Origin of the sequence: Myceligenerans salitolerans (genome assembly GCF_017349295.1) — a bacterium.
GTDB classification, from domain to species: domain Bacteria; phylum Actinomycetota; class Actinomycetes; order Actinomycetales; family Cellulomonadaceae; genus Myceligenerans; species Myceligenerans salitolerans.
In genome coordinates this window covers 168,023-180,623 of record NZ_JAFMPK010000047.1, presented here as the reverse complement: position 1 = coordinate 180,623, position 12,601 = coordinate 168,023, and the positions used below count along the sequence as shown (strand labels likewise).

Below are 12,601 nucleotides of genomic sequence, written 5' to 3'. Positions count from 1 at the left end.
GGGGCGGGGCATGACACAGCTGAGCACGTGGTCGGTCCATGTGCACGACGTGGACCGGGCCGGCGCCCACGACGCACTGGCGCGGCTCGAGCCGGCCGGGCCGGGCGCCGGGCGGTCCTACTACCGGATCGCCTACGGTTCCTCGGCATGGCACCTGGTGGTCCTGTTCTCGTCGGTGTGGTCCCGGCAGGACATCGAGTCCGTCTCCGCGCGGGTGGCGCCGTCGTCCGGCGCCGTGCGCCGTGTTCCCGCCCGGGAACGAGCGCCGAGGGACCTGGAGACCCGATGTCCGGATCGTGGCTCCGTGCACGTCGCCGCCTCGTACGACCCCTTCCTGGACCGCCTGAGCCCTCGGGTGCGCGGCGTCTACGTGCAGTGGTCGCTGGACTCGCGCGACAGTCTGGCGCGGGTGCTGGGTCGGACGCGGCCGGGTGACCGGCTCGTCTTCCCGGTGAGGTTCCTGCGCCGTTTCATGAGCGACCGCCTGCCCGTCTCGGCCCGGGCCCACGACTCGTTCCTCTCGCACGTCGCCGGATACCTCACCATGGCCGGCCCCCGCCGAGCCGAGATGCTGCGGGTGCTGGCGGCCCGGGAGGAGGAGTTCGGACGCCGGACGGCGGTGGGGGAGGCGGACGAGGACGCCGGGGCCGGGGTGGTCGGGGAGCTTCTGGTGCTGCACCGTGACCTGATGCGACGGCTGGGAGGACTGTCCGCGGGGGAGTTCACCGGCCTGGGCGGGCCGGCCGCGTCAGCGGGCGTGTGGCGCGACACGGCCGAGATCCACCGTGCCACGGTGCTCGACGAGGAGTGGATCTCCGAACGGCGCAGGAGTGCCGCCTGGGTGCAGTTCCGCTTCGAGATCAACGTGGCCTACCAGCTGCTGTCCCAGACGGGCGTCGGGTACACGGACCGTATCGGTGCGGCCTACGTCGCGTTCAACCTGATCGAGCGGGGCCTGGGCGGGCGGCCGGAATCCTGCTGGGAGCGGCAGTGGAACTCCTAGGGACGGTTCACGTCACGGCACGGCCGGGAGCGGGCGTCGAGATCCGGGAGACGGCCGCGGGGCTCGCGCGCATGTCCGCGGGACCGTTCAGCCAGGGTGTGGGAGTGCCACGCACGGTCGTCCTCGGCCTGCTCGCGGCCGGGCACGTGCTCGACCCGGCGAGACCCTCCCGCGAGGCGAGCATCGTCCGGTCGTTGGTCCGTCAGGGATGGTGCACCGCGGAGCTGAGGTTCGACCGGGCGCGGGTACGGGTCACGCCCGGAGTTCCGCGCGCGCTGCACGAGGCGCACGAGCACTTCGCCCCGGGGACCACCGCCGCGCTGCTCCGGGGCGAGGACGTCGCGATGGTCGACCTCGTGTCCGGGTGGGAGATCCGCTGCCCGGCCGGCATGTACGCCCGTCTCCTGGACGGCGACGGCGACGCCCGCGCGACGCTGGCCGTGGTGGCCGAGTTCTGCGGTGTGCGCGTGCCGGAGCTGCCGGCACGCACCGATGCGGCGACCGCGGCACGGGCCGCGCACCATGTCACGCGGACACCCATGCGGGTGCCCGCCGCACCGAGGCGCCCCCCGGCCGCACGGCGAGCCGCGGTGACGAGCGACGAGCAGGTGCGGACCGGGCCCCCGGGGCACCACGACGAGCTGGGGCACTGCGACTCGGCGCGGCTCGGAGTCCTGGAGGCGCTCAGGTCGCGACGTTCTGCTCGGGAGGAGGAGGCCGCGCTGCCCCTCGGGCGTGACGCCCTGGGCGGGCTGCTCTGCGCACTGTTCTGCCGGAGCTGTTCACCGACGGCACGCGCCTATCCGAGCGGGGGTGCGCTGTACAGCCTCCGGCCGCTGGCGTGCTGCACCGGCGTGTCGGGCCTGCCCGACGGTGTCTACGAGTACGACCCGGACGCCCACGCCGTCCGGACGCTCGGGGACGGGCCGTGGGCGCGGTGGTGCGCTCGTGGGGCGGCCGCGCGCATGGGGTGGGCACGTGCTCCGAGGATTGTGGTCTCTCTTGTCGCGGAGCTCGACGTGGTGGCCGCGAACTACCCGATCGAGGGCTTCGCGTCGGGTCTCGTCACGGCGGAGTTCGGAGCAGTCCTCGAAGCGGCTCATCTGGCGGGGGCGGCGCTGGGTCTGCGGGTCCGGGGCATGGGAGCCGGGCCGAGTGAGCACATCGCCGACCGGCTCGGATGGCGGGAGGTACCCGCCGGCGACTTCGCCGTCACCGGGACCGCCCCTTCCGGCGGGGCCGTCGGTGACCACTGACCGTAACCCCCGCAGGACCGGGCCCGGTCCTGCGGGGGTTACCGCTCCGCACCCGTTCGTGCGTAGGATCGACCTGTCAGTCCGTTCGGTGCCGGCGTGCGTCCGGCACCGTCTACGAACAAGGAGTCACCATGGGTGCCCTACAGCCGTGGCACTGGATCGTCCTGATCGCCGTCATCCTGCTGCTGTTCGGGTCGACCCGGCTTCCGGGCCTGGCCAAGAGCGTCGGCCAGTCGATGAAGATCTTCAAGCGCGAGATCAACGAGCTGCGCTCCGACGGCGACGACGACACGCGGGACGACGACGCCCGCCGGAACGACACCGCGAGGAACGACACCGCACGCAAGGGTGACGACCCGATCCCGGGCATGACACGCGACGGCTACGGTGGTGTTTCCCGGGGCGACGACGCCCCCAAGGCCTGACGCATGGCACGAAGCAGGCGTGCGGCCGACGGCCGCATGCCCCTGATCGACCACCTCAAGGAGCTGCGCAAGCGCATCGTCCTGGTCGCGCTCGGCCTCGTGGTCGGTGCCGTGGCGGGCTGGCTGCTGTACGACCCGCTGCTGCAGGCGCTGCAACAGCCGCTCGTCGCCGCCGAGGAGATGCGCGGCAACGAGATGACGCTGAACTTCGCGGGCCCGATGGCGGCACTCGACCTGAAGATCAAGTCGGCGCTGTTCCTCGCCGTGTTCCTGACCTGCCCCTGGTGGCTGTACCAGCTGTGGGCGTTCATCACCCCCGGACTGACGACGAAGGAGAAGCGGTACGCCTACGTGTTCGTCGGCGCCGCGATCCCCCTGTTCCTCGGCGGCGCCCTCATGGCCTGGTTCGTGTTCCCGCACGCCATCCAGATCCTGTCCGGCTTCCTCCCCGAGGAGGCCACCGGGTTCACCAACGCCCAGGAGTACCTGTCCCTGGTGATGCGGCTCCTCATCGCGTTCGGGCTCGCGTTCCTGTCCCCGGTCGTGCTCACCGGCCTGAACCTCACCGGTGTGCTCCCCGCGGCTTCCATGGCCAAGGGCTGGCGCTGGGCCGTGCTCGTCGCGTTCACGTTCGCGGCCGTCATGACCCCGACCCCCGACCCCTGGACCATGATCCTCGTCGCACTGCCCATCTGCCTGCTCTACTTCGTGGCGCTCGGCATCGCGTGGCTGCACGACCGGCGCCAGGCCAGGAAGCTCGCGGAACTGTGAGCTGAGCTCGTCGGAACGCCCGCACGAACGGCCCGGCACGCTGTCGGACACGACACGTAGTCTGTGCCTCATGACACGCCGTGCCGACGAGCTCAGTCCCGCCGAGCGCTACGCAGCATCCCGGCGCCGGGGCGCGGACTCGCAGGACATCCCCCAGCTCGACGTCTTCCGCGAGCGCCTCGACTTCCGGTTCGACGACTTCCAGATCGCCGCGTGCGAGGCGCTGGAAGCGGGTCGAGGTGTGCTGGTGGCCGCGCCCACCGGTGCGGGCAAGACGGTGGTGGGGGAGTTCGCGGTGCATCTGGCGTTGGCGGGTGGGCGCAAGGCGTTCTACACGACGCCGATCAAGGCGCTGAGCAACCAGAAGTACTCCGATCTCGCGGCGCGGCACGGTGCGGAGAACGTCGGCCTGCTCACGGGTGACACGACGATCAACGGTGACGCGCCAGTGGTCGTGATGACCACCGAGGTGCTGCGCAACATGCTGTATGCCGGGTCGGCCGCGCTGGACGGGCTGGCGTACGTGGTGATGGACGAGGTGCACTACCTGGCCGACCGGTTCCGGGGTCCCGTGTGGGAAGAGGTGATCATCCATCTGCCCGACGACGTGCAGCTGGTGTCGCTGTCGGCGACGGTGTCGAACGCGGAGGAGTTCGGCGACTGGCTGGAGATGGTGCGCGGGGACACGGCCGTGGTCGTCAGCGAGCGCCGTCCGGTGCCGCTGTGGCAGCACGTGGAGCTCAGTTCGCCGGAGCCGCGGGGCCGGCCGCGGATGCTGGACCTGTACGCGGGCCACGTGGATCCGTTCGACCCGGGGAAGAATCCGCCGATCAACCCGGAGCTGGCGGCGGCGTTCCGGGGTAACCGGCCGGGTGATCACGGGCCGGGGCGTGGCCGGGGACGGGGGTACCGGGGGCGTGGTGATCGTGGCTACCGGGGGCGTGGTGGCCGGAAGGTGGGTGATGACAGTTCGGCCGGTGGGGTGACCGGTGGGGTGCCGCGGCGGCGTACGCCTCCGCGGTTCGCGGTGGTGGACGCGCTGGACGCGGACGGGATGCTGCCGGCGATCTGGTTCGTGTTCTCGCGTGCGGGGTGTGAGGGTGCGGTGGATCAGTGCCTGCGGGCGGGATTGCGGCTGACGACGGCGGCGGAGGAGGCGCGGATCCGGGAGGTGGTGGAGCGTCGTACTGCGGCGATCCCGCCGGAGGATCTGGAGGTGCTGGGGTACTGGTCGTGGTCGCAGGCGCTGGCGCGGGGTGTGGCGGCGCATCATGCGGGGTTGTTGCCGGTGTTCAAGGAGACGGTCGAGGAGTTGTTCGCGGCCGGGTTGGTGAAGGTGGTGTTCGCGACGGAGACGCTGGCGTTGGGGATCAACATGCCGGCGCGGAGCGTGGTGCTGGAGAAGCTGGTCAAGTGGGACGGGACGGGGCATCAGCCGATCACGCCGGGTGAGTTCACGCAGTTGACGGGGCGTGCGGGCCGGCGGGGGATCGACACGGACGGGCATGCGATCGTGGTCGACCACCACGGGTTGGATCCGCAGGCGCTGGCGGGGTTGGCGTCGCGTCGCCTGTATCCGTTGCGGTCCTCGTTCCGGCCGACGTACAACATGGCGGTGAATCTCGTGGCGCAGGTGGGGCGGGATCGGGCGCGGGAGGTGCTGGAGACGAGTTTCGCGCAGTTCCAGGCCGACCGGGGCGTGGTGGGGCTGGCGAAGCAGGCGCGGGCGCACGCGGAGGCGCTGGAGGGTTACGCGCAGGCGATGACGTGCGACCGGGGGGACTTCGCGCAGTACGCGCAGCTGCGGGCGGATATCTCGGCCCGGGAGAAGGAGTTGTCGCGTGCGGCGACGAGTGCGCGGCGGGCGGAGGTCGTGGCGGAGCTGGAGAAGCTGGGCCGCGGGGACGTCGTGCAGTTGCCGACGGGTCGGCGGCGCGGGTACGTCCTGGTGCTGGATCCGGGGGAGCCGGGCGGGTTCGACGGTCCTCGCCCGACGGTGCTGACGCAGGAGCGGCAGGTCAAGCGGCTCACGCTCGCGGATCTGCCCGGCGGGGTGCGGACGGTGGCCCGCGTGAAGATTCCCAAGGGTGCGAACACGCGGAAGGCGGAGGTGCGTCGTGAGCTGGCGCTGCGGTTGCGGGCGGCGGTCGGTGAGGCGGACGCGCGCGGCGCCGGAGAGGGTTCGGGTCGCCGCGGCACGGTGGCGGGGCGTGGTGACGCCGCGTCGGACGCGGAGCTGGGGCGGCTGCGGGCGGCGGTGAAGGCGCATCCGTGTCATGGCTGCCCCGAGCGCGAGGACCATGCTCGCTGGGCGGAGCGGTGGCGCCGGCTCAAGGCGGAGCACGATCAGCTCGTGCGTCGTGTGGAGGGTCGTACCGGTGGTATCGCGCGGGTCTTCGACCGGACGCTGGATGTGCTCGCCGAGCTGGGGTACGTGGCCGAGACGGCGGAGGGGCCCGACCGTGCCGCCGGGCTGCGGGTGACCGACTCGGGGCGGTGGCTGCGTCGCCTGTACGCCGAGAACGACCTGCTGCTGGCCGAATGCCTGCGCCGGGGGGCCTGGGACGGGCTGGACCCGGCGGGTCTGGCCGCCGTGGTGTCCGCCGTGGTGTACCAGGGCCGGCGGGACGCCGAGAGCGAGCCGTTCGTGCCCGGGGGGCCGCGTGGTGCGCTGGCCCGGGCGCTGGACGAGACGCAGCGGGTGTGGTCGGAGGTCGACGACCTGGAGGAGGCGCACGGCATCGAGGCGACCGGCAGGCTGGACCTGGGCATCGTGGCGCCCGTGCACCGGTGGGCCAGCGGCAAGCCGCTGAGCGTGGCCCTCGACTCGGGTCACGAGCTGGCCGCGGGCGACTTCGTGCGCTGGTGCAAGCAGGTGCTGGACGTGCTCGACCAGCTCGCCGGCGCCGCGCCGTCCGAGAGGCTGCGCCGCACCGCGCGCCGTGCCCACGACGCGGTCCTGCGGGGCGTGGTCGCGTACTCGAGTCTGTGAACAGGTTGATGACGGGCCGGATCGCATAAGGTTCATGTCGTGACATCCATCCTGTACCGCGGTGGTGTCGTGCACTCGGCCGCCGACCCGTTCGCCGAGGCGATCCTCGTCGACGACGGTGTCGTGGCCTGGCTCGGCGCGAACGACACCGCCGACGGCCTCGCCGCCCGTGCGGACCGCGTCGTCGAGCTCGACGGGGCTCTGGTCACGCCCGGTTTCGTCGACGCGCACGTGCACGTTCTGGAGACGGGGCTGGCCGCCGGCGCCGTCGACCTGTCGGAGGCCGCCGGGGTGCGGTCCCTCGCCGACGCGCTGGCCGCTCTCGCCGACGGGGCACGCCGGCTGGACGCGTCCGATCCCGGTGGCGCCGAGTGCCTTCTGGCGTTCGGGTGGGACGAGCAGACGTGGCCCGAACGTCGTCCCTTCACCCGCGCCGAGCTCGACGACGTCGCCGGTGGCCGGCCCGTCTACGCCGGGCGTGTCGACGGTCATTCCGCGGTCGTGTCGAGTTCCCTGGCCGGCGCGGCGGGCATCGACCGGCTGCCCGGCTGGGCGCCGGACGGGGTGCTGACCGCCGAGGCGCACCACGACGTGCGGGACGTGTCGCGCCGCATGTCGCCCGAGCGGCGTGAGCGGACCCACCGCGCGGCGCTGGCCGAGTGGGCGCGGCGCGGTGTCGTGTCCGTGCACGAGATGAGCGCCCCGCACCTGGACACCCGGGACGGGCTGGCCGCCATCATGGCCGCCACCGCGGACCCCGCGTCCGGGCTGCCGCACGTGGTCGCCTACCGCGGCGAGCTGTGCGAGACCGCCGAGGACGCCGCCGAACTGATCGCCGAGCTGCCGTTCCTCGCCGGTATCGCCGGCGATCTGACCGTGGACGGCTCCATCGGGTCCCGGACCGCCGCGCTGCGCTCCCCGTACACCGACCTCGCCGCCGGTCCCGACGGGTCCGCGTGGCACGGCAACCTGTACCTGTCCGCCGAGGAGATCGCGAACCATCTCACGGCCGTGACCGCGACCGGCCGACAGGCGGGCTTCCACGTCATCGGCGACCGCGCCATGGACGAGGTCCTCCTCGGCTTCCACGTCGCCGCGCAGATCGACGGCCCGGGCCGGCTGCGCGCCGGACGGCACCGCATCGAGCACGCCCTGTTCGTCGACGCCCAGGCCCTGTCCTCGCTCCTGCTGCACGGTGTGTCCCTGTCGATGCAGCCCGCGTTCGACGCACGGTGGGGCGGCACCACGGGCATGTACGCCGGCCGCCTCGGCCCGGTCCGCGCCGCGACCCTCCAGCCGTTCGCGGACCTGGTCGGCGCCGGCATCCCGCTCGCGTTCGGTTCGGACACGCCCGTCACCCCCGTCGACCCGTGGGCCGGGGTGCGGGCCGCCACCGCGCACGAGGATCCCGACCAGCGCATGTCCGCGCGCGCCGCGTTCCGTGCGCACACGCGCGGCGGGTGGCGCCTGGCCGGGCTCGACCACACCGGCGCCGGGGAGCTGCGTGTCGGCGCGCCCGCGCACCTGGCCGTGTGGCGGGCCGACGAGCTCACCGTGCAGACGGGCTCCACACGGCTGAGCCCCCTGTCGTCCTGGAGCCAGGAGGCGCGCGCCGGCCAGCCGCTCCTGCCGGCCCTGACCGACGACGCCCCGGCACCCGAATGCCTGCACACCCTGCGCGACGGTGTCGTCATCCACGACGTGCTGTCCTGAGCCGCCGGTGCCGCCCCGCGGGCTCCGCTGTGTCGCGCCCTGGGTCGTCGCGGTCTCCCCGGGGACCGGTCGCGTCGGGCGAGGTCGTGACGGGCGAGGTCGTGACGGGCGAGGTCGTGACGGGCCCGTGATCCTCAGCGACTAAGCTGCTGCAGTGCACCGTCGTTCCCCGCAGAGGCTGCTGAGCCTGTTCCTCGCCGTGACCGGCGGGATCGCTCTGTGGGCCGCGTTCCCCGACCTCGGCTGGTGGCCCGGCGCGTTCGTCGCCGTCGCGCTCCTGTGGTGGGCGCTGCGGGAGGACCACGCCTGGTGGAATGCGCTGCACGGACTCGCGTTCGGGCTCACGTTCTTCCTGCCCCACGTGCGGTGGGCGATCAACGCCACCGAGATCGCGCCATGGATCGCGATGTCCTGCGTCGAGGCGCTGTTCTTCGCCCTGTTCGGCGCCCTGTGGACCTGGGCACGACGTGCCGTGCGCGCCACGCCGGGCGGCCGCGGCCTGCGTCGAGGCGGTGTGGTGTGGCAGGCCGTCGCGTTCGCCGTCGTGTTCACCGCGGTCGAGCAGTGGCGCAGCGAGGTCCCCTTCGGGGGCTTCCCCTGGGGACGGCTGGCCTGGGCCATGGTCGACGCCCCTGTCGGACGCGCCGCCTGGCTCGGCGGCACCGTCCTGGTCACCTTTGCGGTGTGTCTCGCCGGAGTCGGGCTCGCCGCCGCCACGCGGGCGGTCGTCGCCCGCCCCCGCGCCGCCGCCTCCTACGGCCGCGCCGCCGCGGCGGTCGCGGCCGCCGCCGCGATCGTCGTCGTCCCCGTGACGCTGCCGCTGCCCGCCTCCTCCGAGGCCGGTACCGTCACCGACGACGACGGCGCGCTCGTGCGAGATGCCGGAAGCGACCTCGCCGAGGACGGCGTCCTGTGGGCCGGCGCCGTGCAGGGCAACGTCGACGACCCGGATCTCGGCGTGTTCGCGCAACGTCCGGAACTGTTCGGCAACCACCTCGAGGGCACCTACGAACTCGCCGAGGACTTCGCCGGTGAGCTCGACATCGTGCTGTGGCCCGAGGACTCGACCGGCGTCGACCCCCGTACCAGCGCGGCGGCGAGCGCCGCACTCGACGCCGCGGCCGTCGCCGTCGACGCCCCGATCCTCGTGGGTACGCAGGAGTATCCCGCCGACGGAGGACGTTACAACCTGTCCCTGCTGTGGCAGGCCGGGCAGGGGGCGACCGAGCGATACGCGAAGCAGCGGCCGGCGCCGTTCGGTGAGTACATCCCGCTGCGGCCCCTCGTGCGGCTCCTGTCGGACCAGGTGGACCGTGTCACCACCGACATGCTGCCCGGTGACGAACCAGCCGTCATGGACGTCCCCGCGGGCGGGGGTGGGGACGACGTCCGCATCGCCACGATCATCTGCTTCGAGGTCGCCTACGACGAGATCGTGCGCGACGCCGTCCGGCGGGGCGCCCAGGTGCTGGTCGTACCGACGAACAACGCGGCGTTCGGGTGGACCGAGGAGTCGACGCAGCAGCTCGCGATGACGCGCATGCAGGCGATCACCACGGGCCGGGCCGCCGTCCAGGTGTCCACCGTCGGCGTCTCCGGGATCGTCGCCCCCGACGGCACGCTCGTCACCTCGACCGGACTGTTCACCCACGACACCCTCGCGGCCGCGCTGCCGCTGCGGCACACCATCACCCCTGCCGTCGCGGCGGGGTACTGGCCCGGGTGGGTCGCCGGCGTCGTCGCCGGCCTGCTGGTCGTGGCGGGCGTCGTCGTCCGCGTCAGCGCCCGGGTGCACCGCGGCCGCGCGTCGCCGCCCGGTCCGGGGCGGGATGCGACCCGGGAGCGCGGTGCGCTCGTGGGCTGACGCCCGGGCGGGGGCCGCCCGGGACGGCGGGGTACCCGCCCGTGGGCACAGGAAGGGCGCCGCCGGATCTCCCGGCGGCGCCCTTCCCCGACAATCCTCGGGTGGTGCCCGGCGCCGCGCTCGGCGCGGCCGGGCTCACTGCCTCACGCGGAACGGCGGAGCTTGCCCGCGCGCAGGAGCTCGAGCCGCTCGTCGAGAAGCTCCTCCAGCTCCTTGACGGTGCGACGCTCGAGCAGCATGTCCCAGTGCGTACGCTGTGGCTTGCCCGGCTTCGCCTCGGGACGCTCGGCGTCCCGCAGCAGAGCCTCGGCGCCGCAACGGCACTCCCACAGGGCGGGGACCTCGGCGTCGGTCGCGAACGGAAGGATGATCGTGTGCCCGTTGGGGCAGTCGTAATAGGCCTGGAACCGCGGGGCGAAGTCCACGCCCTCGTCGGACTCCATGCTCTTCGAGCCGATGCTCATGCCGCGCAGGGAGCGGTCAGCCATGTCGTCCTCCAGGGTCTCGGGAATGGGGGCTGAAGACGGTCTTCAAGAAGTTCCGAAGTTTCAACGCACGGACACGCTGGCGTGTTCCAGGTTTTCCCGGGCGGAAACGATGATTTGTCAAGGCTACTGGCCGCGGGGGCGCACGCAAGCGGGATCCCGGCAGACTAGGGGTAGTTGTGCGCGATCTCACGGAATGAACCACCGCGGGACCACGTTCCGCCCATGCATGCAAAAGCATGGACCGGCGGGATCGCGCCGGTCCCGGCAGTACCGAGGAAGAGGAGACGGCCGTGCAGTTCGGCATCTTCAGCGTCAGCGACGTCACCCGCGACCCGGTCGCGGACCACACCCCGGACGACACCGAGCGCGTCCGCAACATGCTCACCATCGCCCGGCACGCCGACGAGGCGGGCCTGGACGTCTTCGCCACCGGCGAGCACCACAACCCGCCGTTCGTCGCCTCGTCCCCGACGACGATGCTCGGCTACCTGGCGGGCGTCACGAAGAACATCACCCTGTCCACCGCCACGACCCTCATCACCACGAACGACCCGGTGCGGCTCGCCGAGGAGTACGCGATGCTCCAGGTGATCTCCGACGGCCGCATGGACCTGATGATGGGCCGCGGCAACACCGGTCCGGTCTACCCGTGGTTCGGGCAGGACATCCGCCAGGGCATCCCGCTGGCGATCGAGAACTACGCCCTGGTGCGCCGCCTGTGGACCGAGGACGTCGTGGACTGGGAGGGCAAGTTCCGCACCCCGCTGCAGGGCTTCACCTCCACGCCGCGTCCGCTCGACGGCGTGCCGCCGTTCGTCTGGCACGGCTCCATCCGTTCCCCGGAGATCGCCGAGCAGGCCGCCTACTACGGCGACGGCTTCCTGCACAACAACATCTTCTGGCCGATGAGCCACACCCGGCAGATGGTGCGGTTCTACCGGCAGCGCTACGAGCACCACGGCCACGGCCGGGCCGACCAGGCGATCGTGGGCCTGGGCGGACAGGTCTTCGTCCGGCCCCGCTCGCAGGACGCGTGGGACGAGTTCCGGCCCTACTTCGACGTCGCTCCCGTGTACGGGCACGGCCCCTCCATGGAGGACTTCACCCGCGACACGCCGCTGACCGTGGGCTCGCCGCAGCAGGTCATCGACCGCTACGGCGCGTTCGTCGAGGAGGTCGGCTACTACCAGCGGCAGCTGTTCCTCGTCGACCACGCCGGCCTGCCCCTGAAGACGGTGCTGGAACAGATCGACCTCCTGGCGGGCGAGATCGTGCCCGAGCTGCGCAAGATCGTCGAGGCCAAGCGCCCTGACGGCGTCCCCGCCGACCCGCCCACCCACGCCGAGCGCGTCGCCGCCGCCCAGGCCGCGGGCGAGGCCACCGCCACCCACGTGGGCGACGCCGTCGACCCCTACACCGGAACCGTCGCCGAGGAGGCAGCACTGTGACCGAAGCACGTACCGTCGCCGTCGTGACGGCAGGCCTGTCCCAGCCGTCCCAGACCCGCCTGCTGGCCGACCGGCTCGCCGCCGCCACCGCCCGCGAGCTCGAACGGGACGGCCACGGGGTGGACGTCCACGTCGTCGAACTGCGTGAGCACGCGCACGCGATCATGGACGCCATGCTCACCGGCTTCGCCGGGGGTGAACTGGCCCGCTCGATCGACCGGCTCACCCGCGCCGACGGCGTCATCGCCGTCACCCCGCTGTTCACCACCACCTACTCAGGACTGTTCAAGTCGTTCGTCGACATCCTCGACAAGGACGCCCTCACGAACATGCCCGTCCTGCTGGCGGCGACCGGCGGCACGCCGCGCCACTCCCTGGCGCTCGACTACTCGCTGCGGCCCCTGTTCACCTACCTGCGCGCGGACGTCGTCCCGACGGCGGTCTTCGCCGCCACCGACGACTGGGCCAAGGACGGCAGCACCGGCCACGACACCGACCGTGACGCCAACCCGCTCCCGGAGCGCATCGACCGGGCCGCGCGAGCCCTGGCCGACCGGGTCTCGGCACGGCGCCACGACGGGCCGGCCGACCCGTTCGCCACGACGCCAAGTTTCCTGGACCTGCTCGACAGGTGAGCGCCA

General features: G+C 72.6%; 10 protein-coding genes. 9 read left to right on the top strand and 1 reads right to left on the bottom strand.

Translation table 11 applies throughout. From position 1 onward, the window contains the following. Positions 1 to 10 precede the first annotated feature (10 nt). The 7 genes from J0911_RS14355 (at position 11) to lnt (ending at position 10,024) form a co-directional block, all read left to right on the top strand. Complete coding sequence (locus J0911_RS14355; protein WP_207276136.1) at positions 11 to 1,003, top strand: hypothetical protein; 993 nt, start codon at positions 11 to 13, stop codon at positions 1,001 to 1,003. Further along, complete coding sequence (locus J0911_RS14350; protein ID WP_207276135.1) at positions 991 to 2,259, top strand: nitroreductase family protein; 1,269 nt, start codon at positions 991 to 993, stop codon at positions 2,257 to 2,259. The genes J0911_RS14355 and J0911_RS14350 overlap by 13 nt, the downstream gene beginning before the upstream one ends. Before the next feature lie 131 nt (positions 2,260 to 2,390). Beyond that, complete coding sequence (gene tatA, locus J0911_RS14345) at positions 2,391 to 2,684, top strand: Sec-independent protein translocase subunit TatA (protein ID WP_207276134.1); 294 nt, start codon at positions 2,391 to 2,393, stop codon at positions 2,682 to 2,684. A 3-nt stretch (positions 2,685 to 2,687) separates the two neighbouring features. After that, positions 2,688 to 3,455, top strand: coding sequence for a twin-arginine translocase subunit TatC (tatC, locus tag J0911_RS14340; protein WP_307865097.1), 768 nt, complete (start codon positions 2,688 to 2,690; stop codon positions 3,453 to 3,455). A 70-nt stretch (positions 3,456 to 3,525) separates the two neighbouring features. After that, entirely contained in the window at positions 3,526 to 6,447 is a 2,922-nt protein-coding gene (locus tag J0911_RS14335; RefSeq protein WP_207276133.1) for a DEAD/DEAH box helicase, read from the top strand. Between the two features lie 39 nt (positions 6,448 to 6,486). Beyond that, positions 6,487 to 8,160, top strand: coding sequence for an amidohydrolase (locus J0911_RS14330; RefSeq protein ID WP_207276132.1), 1,674 nt, complete (start codon positions 6,487 to 6,489; stop codon positions 8,158 to 8,160). Between the two features lie 154 nt (positions 8,161 to 8,314). Further along, entirely contained in the window at positions 8,315 to 10,024 is a 1,710-nt protein-coding gene (gene lnt / locus J0911_RS14325; protein WP_207276131.1) for an apolipoprotein N-acyltransferase, read from the top strand. Between the two features lie 143 nt (positions 10,025 to 10,167). On the opposite strand, the gene J0911_RS14320 is transcribed toward lnt, so the two are convergent. Next, positions 10,168 to 10,512, bottom strand: a complete 345-nt coding sequence (locus J0911_RS14320) for an RNA polymerase-binding protein RbpA (RefSeq protein ID WP_123814580.1) — start codon at positions 10,510 to 10,512, stop codon at positions 10,168 to 10,170. A 290-nt stretch (positions 10,513 to 10,802) separates the two neighbouring features. Here J0911_RS14320 and J0911_RS14315 point away from each other — a divergent pair, with 290 nt between their 5' ends. Both J0911_RS14315 and J0911_RS14310 read left to right on the top strand, forming a co-directional pair. After that, complete coding sequence (locus J0911_RS14315; protein ID WP_207276130.1) at positions 10,803 to 11,960, top strand: LLM class flavin-dependent oxidoreductase; 1,158 nt, start codon at positions 10,803 to 10,805, stop codon at positions 11,958 to 11,960. Next, complete coding sequence (locus tag J0911_RS14310) at positions 11,957 to 12,595, top strand: FMN reductase (RefSeq protein ID WP_207276129.1); 639 nt, start codon at positions 11,957 to 11,959, stop codon at positions 12,593 to 12,595. The genes J0911_RS14315 and J0911_RS14310 overlap by 4 nt, the downstream gene beginning before the upstream one ends. Positions 12,596 to 12,601 lie beyond the last annotated feature (6 nt).